This is a genomic window from Streptomyces morookaense (assembly GCF_013030945.1).
GTDB lineage: Bacteria > Actinomycetota > Actinomycetes > Streptomycetales > Streptomycetaceae > Streptomyces > Streptomyces morookaensis.
This window is the reverse complement of the sequence record NZ_JABBXF010000043.1, coordinates 69532-87717: the sequence shown is the minus strand read 5'-3', so window position 1 is coordinate 87717 and position 18186 is coordinate 69532. Positions and strand designations below refer to the sequence as shown.

Annotated in this window: 15 protein-coding genes; 11 read left to right on the top strand and 4 right to left on the bottom strand. The window is 72.8% G+C overall.

What is annotated here, in order from left to right; translation table 11 throughout:
- Nucleotides 1–41 precede the first annotated feature (41 nt).
- Nucleotides 42–752 (top strand): class III extradiol dioxygenase subunit B-like domain-containing protein, encoded by a 711-nt coding sequence (locus tag HG542_RS19520; RefSeq protein WP_171083196.1) that lies wholly within the window; start codon nt 42–44, stop codon nt 750–752.
- A gap of 58 nt (nt 753–810) precedes the next feature.
- Here HG542_RS19520 and HG542_RS19515 read toward each other — a convergent pair whose 3' ends face one another.
- Both HG542_RS19515 and HG542_RS19510 read right to left on the bottom strand, forming a co-directional pair.
- Entirely contained in the window at nt 811–1056 is a 246-nt protein-coding gene (locus HG542_RS19515) for an antitoxin (protein ID WP_171083194.1), read from the bottom strand.
- 33 nt (nt 1057–1089) lie between these two features.
- Nucleotides 1090–1344: a hypothetical protein gene (locus HG542_RS19510; RefSeq protein WP_171083192.1), complete on the bottom strand. Its 255-nt coding sequence runs from the start codon at nt 1342–1344 to the stop codon at nt 1090–1092.
- Nucleotides 1345–1527: 183 nt separating this feature from the next.
- Between HG542_RS19510 and miaA the strand changes: the two genes are divergently transcribed.
- From miaA to hflX, 6 genes are all read left to right on the top strand, one after another.
- The gene (gene miaA, locus HG542_RS19505; protein ID WP_171083190.1) at nt 1528–2466 is read left to right on the top strand and encodes a tRNA (adenosine(37)-N6)-dimethylallyltransferase MiaA; all 939 of its coding nucleotides are present in this window, start codon (nt 1528–1530) and stop codon (nt 2464–2466) included.
- A gap of 108 nt (nt 2467–2574) precedes the next feature.
- Nucleotides 2575–3048: a hypothetical protein gene (locus HG542_RS19500; protein WP_171083254.1), complete on the top strand. Its 474-nt coding sequence runs from the start codon at nt 2575–2577 to the stop codon at nt 3046–3048.
- Nucleotides 3049–3094: 46 nt separating this feature from the next.
- Nucleotides 3095–3982, top strand: coding sequence for a diaminopimelate epimerase (gene dapF / locus HG542_RS19495; protein WP_171083188.1), 888 nt, complete (start codon nt 3095–3097; stop codon nt 3980–3982).
- Nucleotides 3983–4155: 173 nt separating this feature from the next.
- The gene (locus tag HG542_RS19490; RefSeq protein ID WP_171083187.1) at nt 4156–6276 is read left to right on the top strand and encodes a RelA/SpoT family protein; all 2121 of its coding nucleotides are present in this window, start codon (nt 4156–4158) and stop codon (nt 6274–6276) included.
- Nucleotides 6277–6419: 143 nt separating this feature from the next.
- Nucleotides 6420–7895, top strand: a complete 1476-nt coding sequence (locus HG542_RS19485; protein WP_171083185.1) for a M1 family metallopeptidase — start codon at nt 6420–6422, stop codon at nt 7893–7895.
- Between the two features lie 138 nt (nt 7896–8033).
- On the top strand, nt 8034–9536 hold the full coding sequence (gene hflX, locus HG542_RS19480) for a GTPase HflX (RefSeq protein ID WP_171083183.1): 1503 nt from the start codon (nt 8034–8036) through the stop codon (nt 9534–9536).
- A gap of 85 nt (nt 9537–9621) precedes the next feature.
- Here hflX and HG542_RS19475 read toward each other — a convergent pair whose 3' ends face one another.
- Entirely contained in the window at nt 9622–10824 is a 1203-nt protein-coding gene (locus tag HG542_RS19475; RefSeq protein ID WP_171083181.1) for a trypsin-like serine peptidase, read from the bottom strand.
- 264 nt (nt 10825–11088) lie between these two features.
- On the opposite strand from HG542_RS19475, the gene HG542_RS19470 reads away from it, so the two are divergent.
- The 4 genes from HG542_RS19470 to HG542_RS19455 are packed head-to-tail and all read left to right on the top strand — an operon-like array spanning nt 11089 to nt 17127.
- Nucleotides 11089–12330 carry an aminotransferase class III-fold pyridoxal phosphate-dependent enzyme gene (locus HG542_RS19470; RefSeq protein WP_229922887.1) on the top strand — a complete coding sequence of 414 codons (1242 nt, stop codon included), beginning with the start codon at nt 11089–11091 and terminating at the stop codon, nt 12328–12330.
- A gap of 20 nt (nt 12331–12350) precedes the next feature.
- Nucleotides 12351–14279 carry an IucA/IucC family protein gene (locus HG542_RS19465; protein WP_171083076.1) on the top strand — a complete coding sequence of 643 codons (1929 nt, stop codon included), beginning with the start codon at nt 12351–12353 and terminating at the stop codon, nt 14277–14279.
- Nucleotides 14279–15088, top strand: coding sequence for a GNAT family N-acetyltransferase (locus HG542_RS19460; RefSeq protein ID WP_171083177.1), 810 nt, complete (start codon nt 14279–14281; stop codon nt 15086–15088). The genes HG542_RS19465 and HG542_RS19460 overlap by 1 nt, the downstream gene beginning before the upstream one ends.
- 59 nt (nt 15089–15147) lie before the next feature.
- Nucleotides 15148–17127, top strand: coding sequence for an ATP-dependent DNA helicase (locus HG542_RS19455; protein ID WP_171083175.1), 1980 nt, complete (start codon nt 15148–15150; stop codon nt 17125–17127).
- 70 nt (nt 17128–17197) lie between these two features.
- On the opposite strand, the gene lexA is transcribed toward HG542_RS19455, so the two are convergent.
- Complete coding sequence (gene lexA / locus HG542_RS19450; RefSeq protein WP_171083174.1) at nt 17198–17983, bottom strand: transcriptional repressor LexA; 786 nt, start codon at nt 17981–17983, stop codon at nt 17198–17200.
- Nucleotides 17984–18186 lie beyond the last annotated feature (203 nt).

The window sequence follows — 18186 nt, the reverse complement described above, 5'->3', positions numbered from 1 at the left end:
GCGCCCGCGGCGCCCGGGCGGCGGGGCGTATCGTTCCCGGCATGCTCGTCGCCGCTGCCGTGTGCCCCTGTCCGCCGTTGCTCGTCCCGGAGGTCGCCGCCGGTGCCGCGGCCGAGTTGGACGGGCTGCGGGCCGCCTGTCTCGACGCCGTGGCCGTGCTCGCCGCGGCCCGGCCCGACCGGCTGGTCGTCGTGGGCTCCGCCGGGCCGGCAGGGCCCGGCACGCACCCGCAGGGCGCGGTCGGCTCGTTCCGCGGCTTCGGCGTGGACGTGCAGGTGCAACTCGGGGCCGGCGGACCGGTCGGCGAGCGCGAACTGCCGGTGTCCCTGGCCGTGGCCGCCTGGCTGCTGGGACGCACCGGCTGGTCCGCCGCGCCCGTCGAGGGCCTGGGGGTCGAGGAGTCGCTGGACCCCGGGCACTGCCTGAAGCGGGGCCGCGAGCTGGCCGACGGCGCGGCGCGCACGGCCCTGCTGGTGATGGGCGACGGCAGCGCCTGCCGGAGCCTGAAGGCCCCCGGCTATCTCGACGAACGCGCCCAGCCCTTCGACGCGGAGGCGGCGCGGGCCCTGGGAGCCGCCGACACCGCCGCACTGGCCGCCCTGGACGCCCGGCTGGCCGGCGAACTCCAGGCGGCCGGACGCGCCCCCTGGCAGGTGCTCGCAGGGGCGGCCGAGGGCGCCGGACTGCACGGCGAGCTGCTCCACGACGAGGCGCCCTACGGCGTGGGCTATCTGGTGGCCGCCTGGTCCTGACGGCGGACATGGCGACGGCCGCGGAGCGCCCGCTCCACGGCCGTCCGCCGACGAGGTCTCAGGAGGTTCCGGAGCCCGTACCGCCGCCCTTCTCGCCGCCCTCGGCGAGCTTGCCGAGAGCGTCCTTGGCCTTGCCCGTGCCGGTCTCGATCTGGCTGCTGTACTTGCCCTTGGTCTTCTCGTCGACCACCTTGGCGGCCTTCTCCAGCCCCTGCTCGATCTTGTCCCCGTGCTGCTGCGCGAGGTCTGCCGCCTTGCCCTTCAACGGGCCGAGCCTGGCCTTGAGATCGTCCAACAGACCCATGGGAACCGTCCTCGTCTTTCCTCGTTCAAGCCGTCATTTGCGGGCGCTCTCCCCGGCCTCGCTGTCGGCCGCCTGCTCCGCGGACTGCTGCTTGGGGATCTCGACTCCCTCGGCAGCCGCGTCCTCGGCGCCGTCCTCGGCTTCAGCTGCCTGCTCCGGGGCTGCCTCCTCCGGCTCCGCTTCGGCCGTCTCGGCGGCGTCGGCGGATTCCGCCGTCAGAGTGGCAGCCGCGGCCTCTTCCGTTGACGCCGAGGACGACTTGCGGCGAAACCTTGAAAACACGCCCATATCTACTCCATAACCTTACTGGTGTGAGCGAAATCCCGCGCCGTCCGGTGCGCCTCATTGCGCCGCTCCCGGACACCGGTCCGTGAACCGGCTCTCGGAACCTCGCAACAGGCAACGAGGCCATCGACGTCGCGTCACGTCGCTCGTTCGTGGGGCACTCCCGAGGTTTGGGACACTGAACCGGTGAAAAGCGCAGCTCCCGCACCCCGGATCATCGCCGTCGTCGGCCCCACGGCGGCCGGCAAGTCCGATCTCGGCGTGGCCCTGGCCCAGCACTTCGGCGGCGAGGTCGTCAACGCCGACTCCATGCAGCTCTACCGCGGCATGGACATCGGCACCGCCAAACTCACCGAGGCCGAGCGGCAGGGGGTGCCGCACCGCCTGCTCGACATCTGGGACGTCACGGAGACGGCCAGCGTCGCCGAGTACCAGCGCCTGGCCCGCGCGGAGATCGACCGGCTGCTCGCCGAGGGGCGCACCCCCGTGCTCGTCGGCGGCTCGGGCCTCTACATCAAGGGCACCATCGACGCCCTCGAGTTCCCCGGCACCGACCCGGCCGTCCGGGCCCGGCTGGAGGGCGAGCTGGCGGAGCTCGGCCCCGGCGCCCTGCATGCCCGGCTGGCCGCCGCCGACCCGGACGCCGCCCGCGCGATCCTGCCCGGCAACGGCCGGCGCATCGTGCGCGCCCTGGAGGTCATCGAGATCACCGGCCGGCCCTTCACCGCGAACCTGCCGGGGGAGCGGCCCGTGTACGACGCCGTGCAGATCGGTGTCGACGTCGAGCGTCCCGAGCTGGACGAGCGCATCACGCTGCGGGTGGACCGCATGTGGGAGGCCGGCCTCGTGGACGAGGTGCGGGCGCTGGAGCACGTGGGACTCCGGGAGGGACTCACGGCCTCCCGCGCGCTCGGCTACCAGCAGGTGCTCGCGTTCCTCGCGGGGGAGTGCACCGAGGACGAGGCGCGCGCCGAGACCGTGCGCGCCACCAAGAGGTTCGCGCGCCGCCAGGACTCGTGGTTCCGCAGGGACAGTCGGGTCCAGTGGCTGAGCGGCGCCGCCGACCGGCGCGCGGAACTCCCGCAGGAAGCGCTGGCGTTGGTCGAACGGGCGATTACAGCCTGATCACGTGATGGCATCGGGACGCTCCGGGCGACATGACGGACCGTCCGGGCGTGCCATCATCAAGCTTCGATCGAGCCGTGAAGTCCGAGTCTGGGAGGGCGCGTGGCGATGGAGGCCGGCCCTCGCGACAGACCGCAGCAACCGCAGCGCACGGGGCATCCCCCGGTGGCCGGGGGAGAGCCGGAAGCGCTGACGCCGGACGGACCGGAGGACGTGCCCGGCAGCGCGCCGGAGAGCACGGTGCCCGCGTCGTTCCGCGAGCTGCGCCCCCAGCGCAGGCTGCGCCTGTGGCAGCTCGCACCGATCGTCGTGCTCGCCGCCGTCGGCTCTCTGATGTTCGCCTTCCCGCTGGCCTTCGAGTTCGGCGACGGCGGCCCCGTCGTCGCCATGCTCGGCCTGCTCCTCAGCTGCTGCGCCGCGGGCTGGGGCGTGATGGCCGCGCGCCGTGTGGGCTACACCTGGCCCGGGCTGCCGCCGCGCGGCTCCGGCCGCCGGCCGGACTGGCGGTACGTGGCCATGTACACGGTCATGGTGGCCGTCATGGTCGTGCTCGCCGTCTGGCGGGTGGCCCGCCTGCGCTGACCGCCCGGCCGCGGGGGCTGTCACAGGCGCCTCGTACCATCTAAGGGTGAGCACTGCGCAGATCGCCTTCCTCAAGGGCCATGGCACCGAGAACGACTTCGTGATCGTCCCCGACCACGAGGGCCGCATCGAGCTGCCCCCGGCCGACGTCGCCCGGCTGTGCGACCGCCGCGCCGGCATCGGCGCCGACGGCGTCCTGCGGGTCGTCCGGTCCGCCGCGCACCCCGAGGCGCGCGCGATGGCCGACGAGGCCGAGTGGTTCATGGACTACCGCAACAGCGACGGCAGCATCGCCGAGATGTGCGGCAACGGCGTCCGCGTCTTCGCCCGCTACCTGGAGCACGCAGGCCTCGCGGAGGCGGGCGACCTCGCGATCGCGACCCGCGCCGGCGTCCGGCGGGCCCACATAGCCAAGCCGGGCCCCGGCGGCGAGCCGGGCGACGTCACCGTCGCCATGGGCCGCGCGGTGCTGCCCGAGGGCGAGGTCACCGTCACCGTCGGCGAGCGCAGCTGGCCCGCGCGCAATGTCAACATGGGCAATCCGCACGCCGTCGCCTTCGTCGGCGACCTCGCCGACGCGGGGAACCTGTACACCGCCCCCGCCGTCGCCCCGGCCGTCGCCTACCCGGACGGCACCAACGTGGAGTTCGTCGTCGACCGCGGCCCCCGCCACGTCGCCCTGCGCGTCCACGAACGCGGCTCCGGCGAGACCCGCTCCTGCGGCACCGGCGCCTGCGCGGTGATGGTCGCGGCGGCCCGCAGGGACGGCGCCGATCCGGCGGTCACCGGCATCCCGGTGACGTACACGGTGGACGTGCCCGGCGGGCGCCTGGTCATCAGCGAGGGCCCGGACGGCACGGTCGAGATGACGGGCCCCGCGGTGATCGTCGCGGAGGGCGTGTTCGACGCCTCCCGGCTGCCGGCCGTCGGCTGACGCTCCTGCACGAACGGCGCCCCGGCACCGGGTTCCGGTGCCGAACTCCCTCGAATGGGTGATCCGTTTCACTCTGGGCGAGAGCGGGTCAGCGGTGCGTGATGGGCTCGGTAGCATCAAGCACCGGTCCGGAGGCGCCAGCCGACCGCCGGTCGACGCTGCCGGAGGTGCCCATGAGCGCAGAGGCCACGAACCCAGGTGATCCCGGCCGCAGGCGCGGCCGCCGCATCGACCTGAGACGGCTCGGGCGCGCCGCGCTGAGCGGCTCCGGGGCCCGTGGCCGGCTCCCCGACGCCATCGACCACGTCGCCAAGGTCCACCGCAGCCACCACCCCGGCGCCGACCTCGACATCCTGCGGCGCGCATACGTCCTGGCCGAGTCCTCCCACCGCGGCCAGACCCGCAAGAGCGGCGAGCCGTACATCACCCACCCCCTCGCGGTCACCCTCATCCTGGCCGAACTGGGCGCCGAGACGACGACGTTGACGGCCTCCCTGCTGCACGACACCGTCGAGGACACCGAGGTGACGCTCGATCAGGTGCGGGAGCAGTTCGGCGAGGAGGTCCGCTTCCTGGTCGACGGCGTCACCAAGCTGGAGAAGGTCGACTACGGTGCCGCCGCCGAGCCCGAGACCTTCCGCAAGATGCTCGTCGCCACCGGCAACGACGTCCGCGTGATGTCCATCAAACTCGCCGACCGGCTGCACAACATGCGCACCCTCGGTGTGATGCGCCCCGAGAAGCAGGCCCGTATCGCCAAGGTCACCCGCGACGTGCTGATCCCGCTGGCCGAGCGGCTGGGCGTGCAGGCGCTCAAGACGGAGCTGGAGGACCTGGTCTTCGCGATCCTGCACCCCGAGGAGTACACCCGGACCCGCGAGCTCGTCCTCGCCCATGCGGGCCGCCCGGACCCGCTGGAGGCGACGGCGGGGAGCGTACGGGCCGTCCTGCGCGAGGCGGGCATCAGTGCCGAAGTCGTCGTCCGCCGCCGTCATTTCGTCTCCGTGCACCGGGTGCGCCTGAAGCGGGGGAAGCTGACCGGGTCCGATCTGGGGCGGCTGCTCGTCCTCGTCGCCGAGGACGCCGACTGCTACGCCGTCCTCGGTGAACTGCACACGTGCTTCACGCCGTTCATCTCGGAGTTCAAGGACTTCATCGCCGCGCCCAAGTTCAACCTCTATCAGTCGCTGCACACGGCGGTGGCGGGCGAGGGCGGCGAGGCGGCCGAAGTCCTCATCCGCACGCACCAGATGCACCGCGTCGCCGAGGCCGGCGTCGTCGCCCTGGGCAACCCCTACGCGGCCCCCGAGGCGCCCGACGCGGCCGACGGCGAACGCGCCGACCCCACGCGCCCCGGCTGGCTGTCCCGCCTGCTGGAGTGGCAGCGTGCCACTCCCGACCCCGACACCTTCTGGTCCTCCCTGCGCGACGAGCTGGCCCAGGACCGCGAGATCACCGTCTTCCGCGCCGACGGCGGCACGATCGGCCTCCCGGCCGGGTCGAGCTGCATCGACGCGGCCTACGTGCAGCACGGCGACGCCGCGCACGGCTGCATCGGCGCCCGCGTCAACGGCCGCCTGGCGACACTGAGCACGGTCCTGCACGACGGCGACACCCTGCACCTGCTGATGTCCCGGGACGCCTCCTCCGGCCCCGCCCCCGACTGGCTCGAGCACGCCCGCACCCCGGCGGCCCGTATCGCCATCGGAGGCTGGCTCGCCACCCACCCGCTGCCCGACCCGGCAGCACCCCCGGCCCCGCCCGCACCCCCGAAGCCCGCTCCGCGCGCCGTCGCCCCCGCGGCCCGCAGGCCGGTCGCCGTCGTCGCCGAAGGCGCGGCCCTGGCGGCTGCGAGTGTGCGCCTCGCGGGCTGCTGTACGCCTGTGCCACCGGACGAGGTGACCGGCTTCGCCGTGCGCGGCGGTGCGGTGACGGTGCACCGTGTGGAGTGCCCTGCAGTGGCCCGGATGGTCACCTCGGGGCGTGAACAGGTGACCGTGCAGTGGCGCACTTCGGACGGCGAGGGCGGCGGCGACTACCGGGTCACCCTGCGGGCCGAATCGTTCAGCAGGCCGCATCTGCTCGCCGACCTGACCGAGGTGATCGCGGCTGAAGGCGCAGCCGTCATCTCGGCCGCCGTCGAGCCGCCGCACGAGCAGCGCGTGCGGCACACCTACACCCTCCAGCTGCCGGACGCCGCCCAACTGCCCGAGCTGATGCGTGCGATGAAGCGGGTGCCGGGTGTCTACGACGTGGAACGGGCCGGACGGACGGTGGCCACAGCACCGTTGTGACCCGGAGACCGGGGGGGCGACCGCCCTTCGCACACCTTCCCACGAGTCGACGAATCGTCATACGACCGTTTGAGACGCTCATATGGGTGTGGCGGCGTCGTGGCGCCGCCGTGCGGTGAGCGTGCGCTGGTAGCCGTGGACGCATGCCGCACTCACCCGGGACGCCCTCCCGGCGGCGCCGGCGGTTGCGCCGCCGTTCCGTCGCCCTCGTCGTCGCTGCCGCCTTCCTGCTCGGGGCGGTCGACCCGCCGGCCGTGGCGGCGGTGGGGGTCGACGACCGGCTGTTCCCGAACCTCGGCAACCCCGGCTACGACGTCACCTCGTACGACCTCTCCTTCGACTACCGGGCCAAGGACCAGCCGCTCGACGCGGTCACGACGATCGTCGCCAAGGCGACCGCACCGCTGGGCCGCTTCAACCTCGACTTCACCCACGGCACGGTCCGTTCGGTCCAGGTCGACGGCGCGCCCGCGGCCTTCGCCCCCGTCCAGGAGGACGTGGTCGTCGCCCCGGCCCGCGCGGTGCCGCAGGGCGCGACGTTCACCGTCACCGTGCACCACACCAGCGATCCGCGCGGCAACACCGAAGCGGGGTGGGTGCCCACGACCGACGGGCTCGTGATGGCCAACCAGCCCGACGGGGCCCACCGGGTCTTCCCCGGCAACGACCATCCGTCCGACAAGGCGCTGTTCACCTTCCACGTCACCGCCCCGAAGGACCTGACCGTGGTGGCCAACGGGCTGGCCGCCGGCCGCACCACACAGGGCGACCGCACGACATGGACGTACCGCACCGTCCACCCCATGGCCACCGAGCTCGCACAGATCTCCATCGGGCACTACGCCGTCCCCCAGCGCACCGGACCGCACGGGCTGCCCGTCCGGGACGTCGTACCGGCCGAGGGCGCCGGGACGCTGGAACCCTGGCTGGCGAAGACGCCGGACCAGATCGTCTGGATGGAGCGGAAGGCGGGCCCGTACCCCTTCGAGAACTACGGGCTGCTGGTCGCCGACGCCTCCACCGGGTTCGAGCTGGAGACGCAGACCCTCTCCCTCTTCGAGAGCGGCATGTTCAGCCGGGCCGGCATCCCGCCCTGGTACCTCGAATCGATCATGGTGCACGAGCTGGCCCACCACTGGTTCGGCGACAGCGTCAGCCCGCGCACCTGGTCCGACCTCTGGCTGAACGAGGGCCACGCCACCTGGTACGAGGCGCTGTACGCCGAGGAGCGGGGCGGTACGAAGCTGGAGGACCGGATGCGCGTCGCCTACCAGCTCTCCGACCAGTGGCGGGTCGAAGGGGGGCCGGTCGCCGTTCCCCGGCCGCCCGTCCGGGGCAGCAAGGAGGGCATCTTCCGGCCGAACGTCTACGACGGCGGCGCCCTGGTGCTCTACGCCCTCCGTCAGCGGATCGGCGCCCCCGCCTTCGAGCGGCTCGAACACGAGTGGGTCACCCGGCACGCCGACGGCACGGCCTCGACCGCCGACTTCGCCGCCCTCGCCACCGAGGTCTCCGGCCATGACCAGGCGGCCTTCCTGAACACCTGGCTGTACGGGCAGCGGACGCCGGCCATGCCCGGCCATCCGGACTGGAAGGCGGCCACCCCGAAACTCGCGTGACGGTCCGGCGGCGCCCATGGGACCATCGACGGGTCGGCGAGGCCGCCGGCCCCGGGAATCTCCGGGGTGCACCGGGCGTTGTCGATGATGCCGAGAGCCCCCTCCGGGGGCAGCCACCGATCATCACGTAAGGATCAAATGACCTCCTCTTCTTCCCTTCCCCAGGACCGGCAGGACCGGCAGAGCCTCCCGGAGAGCCTTCGGGCCGACGCCCTGATGGAAGAGGACGTCGCCTGGAGCCACGAGATCGACGGGGAGCGCGACGGCGACCAGTACGACCGCTCCGAGCGTGCGGCGCTGCGCCGTGTAGCAGGCCTCTCCACCGAGCTGGAGGACGTCACCGAGGTCGAGTACCGGCAGCTGCGCCTGGAGCGCGTGGTGCTGGTCGGCGTCTGGACGTCGGGCACGGTCCAGGACGCCGAGAACTCCCTCGCCGAGCTCGCCGCCCTCGCGGAGACCGCGGGCGCGCTCGTCCTGGACGGTGTCGTCCAGCGCCGCGACAAGCCGGACCCGGCCACCTACATCGGCTCCGGCAAGGCGCAGGAGCTGCGGGACATCGTCCTCGAGTCGGGCGCCGACACCGTCGTCTGCGACGGTGAGCTCAGCCCCGGCCAGCTCATCCACCTCGAGGACGTCGTCAAGGTCAAGGTGGTCGACCGCACCGCCCTGATCCTCGACATCTTCGCCCAGCACGCCAAGTCCCGTGAGGGCAAGGCGCAGGTGTCCCTGGCGCAGATGCAGTACATGCTGCCGCGGCTGCGCGGCTGGGGTCAGTCGCTCTCCCGGCAGATGGGCGGTGGCGGCTCCGGCTCGTCCGGCGGCGGCATGGCCACCCGTGGTCCCGGTGAGACCAAGATCGAGACGGACCGGCGGCGGATCCGCGAGAAGATGGCGAAGATGCGCCGGGAGATCGCGGAGATGAAGACCGGCCGCGACATCAAGCGCCAGGAGCGCCGGCGGAACAAGGTTCCGTCCGTCGCCATCGCCGGGTACACCAACGCCGGAAAGTCCTCGCTGCTCAACCGCCTCACCGGTGCGGGCGTGCTGGTGGAGAACGCCCTGTTCGCCACCCTGGACCCGACCGTGCGCCGGGCCGAGACGCCCAGCGGGCGGCTGTACACCCTCGCGGACACCGTCGGATTCGTCCGGCACCTGCCGCACCACCTCGTCGAGGCGTTCCGCTCCACCATGGAGGAGGTCGGCGACTCCGACCTGATCCTGCACGTGGTGGACGGCTCGCACCCCGCGCCGGAGGAGCAGCTGGCCGCCGTGCGCGAGGTCATCCGCGACGTCGGCGCGCTGGACGTGCCCGAGATCGTCGTGATCAACAAGGCGGATGCGGCCGACCCGCTCGTCCTGCAGCGGCTGCTGCGCATCGAGAAGCACTCGATCGCGGTGTCGGCGCGGACGGGCGCGGGCATCCCGGAACTGCTCGCACTGATCGACTCCGAGCTGCCCCGGCCCGCCGTCGAGATCGAGGCGCTCGTGCCGTACACCCGCGGCGCCCTGGTCGCCCGGGCCCACGCCGACGGCGAGGTGCTCTCCGAGGAGCACACGGCGGAGGGCACCCTGCTCAAGGCACGGGTGCACGAGGAGCTCGCGGCAGAGCTCCAGCAGTACGTCCCGGCGGCCCGTTCCTGAGCGGACCGACGGAAAAGGAGGGGCACCCCGACGCGGTCGGGGTGCCCCTCCTTCATGTCACCTGCTTCGGCTCACCCGCGGGTGACTACTGGTTGGAGAACTTCTGGCTGATGGCGTTGTAGACGCCCTTCGCCTCGGGGCCCAGGTGCGGGCCCGCCAGCCAGGTGCTGTTGGCCGGACCGATCGAGGTGTTGGAGACCAGCACCGCCTTGCCGTCCGGGCCCTGGGTGAACCAGCCGCCGCCGGACGAACCGCCGGTCATCGTGCAGCCGATGCGGTACATCGTCGGCTGCGCCGGGTCGAGGCTCAGCCGGCCGGGACGGTCGACGCAGTCGTACATCTTCTGACCGTCGAAGGGCGGAGCGGCCGGGTAGCCCCAGGCGCCCATGCTCTGGACCGACTTCACCTGCGGGACGTCGAAGTCGACGGTCAGGGCGTTGCCGACCGTCTCCTCGAGGGACTTGCCGGAGCCTGCCTCGGGCTTCACGTGCAGCACGGAGAAGTCGTACGGGGCGCCCGCGCCGCCGGTCTCGGCGCCCTGGCTGATCCACTGCGAGGAGGTCTGGGCCCAGTCGGCCCAGTACACGCCGTACGGGGCGACGTCCTGCACCGGGGCGCTGTTGACCTGTGCGCCCGGGAGGCCCTTGTCGTTGTAGGACGGCACGAAGGCGATGTTGCGGTACCAGCCGCCCTTCTGGCCTGCGTGCACGCAGTGGCCCGCGGTCCACACCAGGTTGGACTTGCCGGGGTGCGCCGGGTCCTTGACGACCGTGCCCGAGCAGACCATGTGGCCCTCGGGGCTGTCGAAGAACACCTTGCCGACCGGTGCCGCGTTGTTGTGATACGGCAGGTCGACGGACTTGGCCTGGACCGGAGCCGGCTCGGGGTCGGTGACGCCCTGGTCGCCGGAGGACCCGGGGACGGTGCCCGGGGCGCTCTGCTTGGCCAGTGTCTTGTCGCTGGAGCGGGCGTCCTTCATCGTGTCGGGCTTCCAGTGGCCCTTGATGACGGGGTTGATGAAGTCCCGGGCCTCACGCAGCCACTGGTCCTTGTCCCAGTTCTTCCAGGCTCCGTCCTGCCACTTCTTCTTCCACTTCTGGATGTCCGCGGCGGAGGTGGGGAGACCCTTGGGCAGCTGGGCGCTGTCGTCACCCTTCTGGCTCGCCGCCGCGCTGGGGTTGTCGCTGCCCGCGGCCTTGTCGTCGGACGGGCCGCAGGCGGTGGCGGTCAGCGCCAGTGCAGCGGTGAGTGCGGCCGCGGCCAGGGCCGACCGGCGGTTCGATGGCATGGAGTTGGGTCCCCCTGAGTCATCTGTTGCGTCTTGTTGCGAATGCCCGCTGAATGCGTGCATTTGATGTGAACTTGTCATGCGAAAACCCGGTGAAGGGCAGAGCCCTACTATGCCGGTGCCGTGGGAGACGGGTGTTGCCGGGTCCCCGGTTCCGGTTCGAAGGATCTTGTGCCCGAGCCGTGATCCGCAGCGCGCGGCGTCGTTGGTACGCACGGGGGACAGTCGGCCGGAGACCAGCGGCGGAAGAGAGGACCCGGAGCCGTGGCCTTGACCCAGCTACCGTCTGTGGTGCCGTCCGAGGCGCCGTCGTCCGCGCCGCCTGCCGCCCGTACGTACGCCCGCTCGCTGCCCGTCGTGCCGGTGCGGGCCCGCGGACTGACGATCGAAGGGGCGGACGGCCGCCGTTACCTCGACTGCCTCTCGGGAGCGGGCGGCCTGGCGCTCGGCCACAACCACCCCGTGGTCCTCGAAGCCATCCGCTCCGTGCTCGACTCGGGCGCCCCGCTCCACGCCCCCGGCCTGGCCACCCCCGTCCAGGACGCCTTCACCGGCGAACTGTTCACCACCCTGCCGCGCGGTCTGGCGGAGTCCGGCAGGATCCTGTTCTGCGGACCGGGCGGCAACGACGCCCTCGACACCGCGGCCCGGCTCGTGCGGGCCGCAACAGGGCGGGACGGGCCGCTCGCGGCCCGCCGACCGGGAAGCCCGTACGACGCCACCGCACTCGGCGGAGCGGAGCCTGCGGGGCTCCTCGTCGAAGCCGTCCGGAGCGGGGACGGCGTCCATCCCGCGCCGGACGACTGGCTGCGCAGGGTACGGGCGGACGCCACCGCCTGCTCCCTCCCGCTCGTCGCCGACGAGACCGAGACCGGGGTCGGCCGCACCGGAACCTTCTGGGCCGTCGGGCACAGCGGGATCGTCCCCGACGTGATGGTGCTGTCCAAGGCCATCGGCGGCAGCCTCCCGCTCGCCGTCGTCGTCCACCACGACAGCCTCGGCGCCGGACAACCCGCAGACCCGTCAGGTCCGTTCCGGGGCAACCAGCTCGCCATGGCCGCGGGCACGGCCACGATGCGGTACGTCAGGGACAACGGTCTGGCCGAGCGGGCTGCCGTGCTCGGCGAGCGCATGCTGAACGGACTGCGCCCACTGACGCGCGCGTACGGATGCGTGCAGGACGTCCGCGGACGAGGACTGATGATCGGCGTCACCTGGACGGATCCGGACGCACCCGACGATGCGTCCGGCCGCTCAGCCGCACTCGCACAGGCCGTCACGGTGCAACAGGAATGTCTGCGCCGCGGGCTGATCGTCCAACTGACCGGCCGGCGCTCCTGCGAGATCCGCCTCATGCCGCCCCTGACCATCACCGACGAACAGGCGGACGCCGTGCTCGACCGGCTGTCCGACGCCATCGCCACGGTCTCCCGCACAAGCCGCCGCATCACCACCCCCCGACCGCCGAAGGAGGCAGGCGCAGCATCCCCGGCCCGTACGCCGTGACCCATGCACGCCGCACACTCATGAGCGCATCTCCGTACGCCGATGCGGCCACCGTCGGCCCTCCCGTTCCGGACGCACAGCCGCCGTCCCCCGCGACGACCGTGCCCCGCCCCGCCGCTCCCCACGAACCCCCGCCGCACAGTGGGCCCGACCCCCTCGACCACCCCGACCCGGCCGTCGCCGCGGACGCCGCCGCCACCGAGAACCTGCTGCGCTGCTGGGTGCGCGAGAACGGGGTCGCCCAGCCGCACGGCGACACCCTGTACGTGCCGCTCACCGCCAGCGGAACCGTTCTCCACGTACCGGTGCACTACTGGTCCGTCACCGGGTGGCACCGCTTCGGCGCACCCGTGCTCGGCGGGTGCCCCGACGACGCCCCGGCCGTCGACGCCGTCACGCTGGCCGCCCTGCTCGGCCGGGAGGCCGCACACCACGCGGCGCGGACGGACGAACCCGCCGCGCGGGACGCCGCCGGACTCGTCGGCCGCGTCGTCGACTCGGTGCACCGCACCGCCGCATTCCTCGCCGACCGGCGCGCCCGGCCGGCCGACCCGGACACCGGCCACCTCTTCCTGCACGGCGAACAGTCCCTGATCCTCGGTCACCCGCTCCACCCCGCGCCCAAGAGCCGTGAAGGGCTCGCCGAGTCCGAAGCGGACGACTTCTCGCCGGAGACGAGAGGATCGTTCCCGCTGCACTGGTTCGCCGTCCACCGCTCCGCGCTGGCCGCGGAGTCGGCCTGGACCGAGCGCGGCCGCGGCGTCGACGCCCCCACCCTGACGGCCCGTCTCGCCGGACCGGCCCTGGAGGCCGAACTCCCGCCCGACATGGTCGCGTTGCCGCTCCACCCCTGGCAGGCCCGCACCCTGCGGCGCCGCCACGATGTGGCCAGGCTCTTCTCCGAGGGCCTGCTCCACGACCTCGGGGCGAGCGGCGAACCGTGGTTCCCCACCTCCTCCGTGCGCACCGTGCACCGGCCCGGCGCCCCCGTGATGCTGAAGCTCTCCCTCGGCCTGCGCATCACCAACTCCCGCCGGGAGAACCTCCGCAAGGAGCTGCGGCGCGGTGTCGAGGTGCACCGGCTGCTGCGCAGCGGACTTGCCGAGCGGTGGCGCACGGCCTGCTCGGGCGGGCTCGGCTTCGACATCGTGCGCGACCCCGCCTGGCTCGCGGTGGACACCCCCGACGGGACGCCGGTGCGCGGGCTGGACGTGGTCGTCCGGCACAACCCCTTCGGCCCCGGGGACGACGCCGCGTGCGTCGCAGGCCTCCTCTCGCCCCGCCCGTGGCCCGGGCGGGCGGCTCCCTCCGGACAGCCCGCGGTGCGTTCGCGGCTCGCCCACATCGTCGCGGGTCTGGCCCACCGGACCGGCCGGCCGGCGGGCGCCGTCTCGGCAGAGTGGTTCCTTCGCTATCTGGACGCGATCGTGCGGCCGCTCCTGTGGCTCGACGGCGAGGCGGGCATCGCCCTGGAGGCGCACCAGCAGAACACCCTCGTGCTGCTGGACCGCGACGGCTGGCCCGTCGGCGGGCGCTACCGCGACAACCAGGGCTACTACTTCCGCGCATCCCGGCGGGCGGACCTGGAACAACGGCTCCCCGGCATCGGCCGCGACAGCGACACCTTCGTCCCGGACGAGGTGGCCGACGAGCGCTTCGCGTACTACCTGGGCGTCAACAACATCCTCGGCGTGATCGGGGCGTTCGGCTCCCAGCACCTCGCCGACGAACGGATCCTGCTCGCCGCCCTCCGCCGCTTCCTGCAGGACTCCTCCACCGGCCCCGCCTCCACCCGTTCCTCCCTCCCCGGTCACCTGCTCGGTTCCGCCGTACTGCGGTGCAAGGCCAACATGCTCACCCAGCTGCGAGGGCTCGACGAGCTCGTCGGTCCGGTCGAGACGCAGTCGGCGTACGTGACGATCGCCAACCCCCTTGCCCTTCCCGCCTGATGGGCGCCGCGACGCCCGGCCCCGGGGCGAACGGGGCGGACGGCACCGCCGGACCCGTCGGCGAGGGCGACACGCTCGAACTGCGCACGGCCGACGCCTTCACCGACGAACTGGCCCGCGCCCTGACGCAGGAGCTGCAGGACGCGCCGACGCAGTCGCAGGACGGGCCGTGGGACGGCGACTTCATCGAACTCGTCGCCTGCGACCGTCCGGGCGCGCCGGCCGCCGGCCGCGGCCCGGACCTCCTGGACGGGCTGGCCGACTGGGGCCCCGTGAGCACCGATGCGGGGCCCTTCCAGCTCGTCCCCGTGCGCATCGGGCGCGACCTGCCGCTCGTGGCGCAGTGGATGAACGATCCCGCGGTCGCCGCCTTCTGGGAGCTGGCGGGGCCCGAGAGCGTCACCGCGGACCACCTCCGCGCCCAGCTCGACGGCGACGGACGGAGCATCCCCTGCCTCGGCGTGCTGGGCGGCGTCCCCATGAGCTACTGGGAGGTCTACCGTGCGGACCTCGACCCCGTGGCCCGGCACTATCCGGCCCGCCCGCACGACACCGGGCTGCACCTGCTGATCGGCAGGGTGGCCGACCGGGGCCGGGGCCTCGGCACCCACCTGCTGCGCAGGGTCGCCGACCACGTCCTGGACCACCGCCCTTCGTGCACCCGGGTCGTCGCGGAGCCCGACCTGCGCAACACCCCCTCCGTCGCCGCCTTCCTCGGCGCGGGCTTCCGGCTGACCCGGGAGATCGAACCGGCGGGCAAGCGCGCGGGGCTGATGATCCGCGACCGTGCCCTGCGCGGCCTGCTCTGACCTCGGCTTCTTCCGATCGGCAGCCTGATGTCACTGCCGCCCTTTAGGCTGACTGCGCTATGACTCCCTCCTCCTCGCCCTCCCTCGCCGACCTGCTGCACGCCGCCGTCTCCGCCGTCGGCGGCACCGAGCGGCCCGGTCAGGCCGCCATGGCCGCATCCGTGGCGGAAGCCATCGCGGACGGTTCCCATCTGCTCGTCCAGGCCGGCACCGGCACCGGAAAATCGCTCGGCTATCTCGTGCCCGCCCTGGCCCACGGCGAGCGCGTCGTCGTCGCGACGGCGACGCTCGCGCTCCAGCGCCAGCTCGTCGAGCGGGACCTCCCGAGGACGGTCGAGGCGCTGCACCCGCTGATGCGCCGCCGCCCGGAGTTCGCCATGCTCAAGGGCCGGTCCAACTACCTGTGCCTGCACCGGCTGCACGAGGGCGCGCCCCAGGACGAGGAGGACGGCCTCTTCGACGTCTTCGAGTCCGCAGCGCCGACGAGCAAGCTCGGCAAGGACCTGCTGCGGCTGCGCGACTGGGCGGACGAGACCGAGACGGGCGACCGCGACGGCCTGACCCCGGGCGTCTCCGACCGCGCCTGGTCGCAGGTCTCGGTCACGTCCCGGGAGTGCCTGGGCGCCTCGAAGTGCGCCTACGGTGCCGAGTGCTTCGCCGAGGCGGCCCGTGAGCGGGCCAAGCTCGCCGACGTGGTCGTCACCAACCATGCGCTGCTCGCCATCGACGCGATCGAGGGCGCCCCTGTGCTCCCGGGCCACGAGGTGCTGATCGTCGACGAGGCCCACGAGCTGGTCTCCCGCGTCACCGGCGTCGCCACCGGCGAGCTCACCCCCGGCCAGGTCAACCGCGCCGTGCGGCGCGCGGCGAAGCTGGTCGACGAGAAGGCCGCGGACGCCCTGCAGACCGCGTCCGAGAGTTTCGAGCGGCTCATGGAGCTGGCCCTGCCCGGCCGCCTGGAGCAGCTCCCCGAGGACCTCGCCCACTGCCTGATGGCCCTGCGCGACGCTGCGCGCACGGTCATCACGGCCATCGGCAACACCCGCGACAAGTCCGTCCAGGACGAGGACGCCGTCCGCAAGCAGGCCCTCGGCGCCGTGGAGAACGTCCACGCGGTCGCCGAGCGCATCGTGCAGGGCTCCGAGTACGACGTGGTCTGGTACGAGCGGCACGACCGCTTCGGAGCCTCGCTGCACGTGGCGCCGCTCTCGGTCTCCGGTCTGCTGCGCGAGAAGCTCTTCAGCGAGCGCTCGGTGATCCTCACCTCGGCCACGCTCAAGCTCGGCGGCGACTTCAACGGGGTGGGGGCGTCGCTGGGCCTGGCCCCCGAGGGCGTCGAGGGCGAGGACCTGCCGCAGTGGAAGGGCGTGGACGTCGGCTCGCCGTTCGACTACCCCAAGCAGGGCATTCTCTACGTCGCCCGGCACCTGTCCCAGCCGGGGCGGGAGGGCAGCCGCACCGACATGCTCGACGAGCTGGCCGAGCTGATCGAGGCCGCAGGCGGGCGGACGCTGGGCCTGTTCTCCTCGATGCGGGCGGCGCAGGCCGCCGCCGAGGCGCTGCGCGGGCGGCTCGACATGCCGATCCTGCTGCAGGGCGAGGAGACGCTCGGCGAGCTCATCCGCACCTTCGCCGGGGACGCCAGGACGTGCCTGTTCGGCACGCTGTCGCTCTGGCAGGGCGTCGACGTCCCGGGGGCCAACTGCCAGCTGGTGGTGATGGACCGGGTGCCTTTCCCACGTCCCGACGATCCGCTGATGAGCGCCCGGCAGCGGGCCGTCGAGGAGGCCGGCGGCAACGGCTTCATGGCCGTGGCCGCGACGCACGCGGCGCTGCTGATGGCGCAGGGCGCGGGCCGCCTGGTGCGGGCGGCGGGGGACCGAGGGGTGGTCGCGGTGCTGGACCCGCGCCTGGCGACGGCCCGCTACGGATCCTTCCTCCGGGCCTCGATGCCCGACTTCTGGTACACCACGGACCGCAATCAGGTGCGCCGCTCGCTGGCCGCGATCGACGCGGCGGCGAAGGCCGCGGAGGGCTAGGACCTGCCCGGCGGCACAGGCGAGCCCCGGAACCGGCGCAGTGGTTCCGGGGCCCGGTCTCTCGGGGCTTTCACACCCGGCGCAGCACGGCCACGACCTTGCCGAGAATGGTCGCCTCGTCGCCGGGGATGGGCTGGTAGGAAGCGTTGTGAGGCAGCAGCCAGACGTGGCCGTCCTCGCGCTTGAAGCGCTTGACGGTGGCTTCGCCGTCGAGCATGGCCGCCACGATGTCGCCGTTCTCCGCGACGGGCTGACGGCGGACCGTCACCCAGTCGCCGTCGCAGATCGCGGCCTCGATCATGGAGTCGCCGACGACCTTCAGGACGAACAGCTCGCCGTCGCCCACGAGTTGGCGGGGGAGAGGGAAGACGTCCTCGACGGACTCCTCGGCCAGGATGGGCCCGCCGGCGGCGATCCGGCCGACGAGGGGGACGTAGGAGGCGGCGGGCTTGCCGGTGGTGTCGGTCGGCTGGGTGCTCGGCTGGTCGGAGCCGCGCACCTCGTAGGCGCGCGGGCGGTGCGGATCCCTGCGCAGGAAGCCCTTGCGCTCCAGCGCCATCAGCTGATGGGCCACGGAGGAGGTGCTGGAGAGCCCCACCGCCTGGCCGATCTCGCGCATGGAGGGGGGATATCCCCGGCGCTGGACGGAGTCCCGGATGACCTCGATGACACGGCGCTGCCGGTCCGTGAGGCCCGAGCTGTCCGCACGGATTCCTGGTGGGCGTCCGGGGAGCGAGCGGGCCGGCTTCTGCCCCTCGGCGTTCATGGCTGCGTCATTCATCGGGTGTGTCTGGTCGAGTCGGTTCTGGGAGCGGTCCTGGGCGGTGATGGTGGCGCTGTCTGCGGTGGTGGTCACGTCGGCCCCTCTCGAGATGTTCTCCCTAGCTGGACAACGGTAGTTGCTTTCGAAAGGTTGCGCCAAACACACGTTCGAGTGAAATATCGCAGATTGGCTGACGTGATCAGACGGCAGGGTGTACGGCCTGTGCGGACGGAGATCGATTCCACCCATTACGGTACTCTTCGATCCGAAGTCCGCCGGTTCGCGGAGGGCCGCCG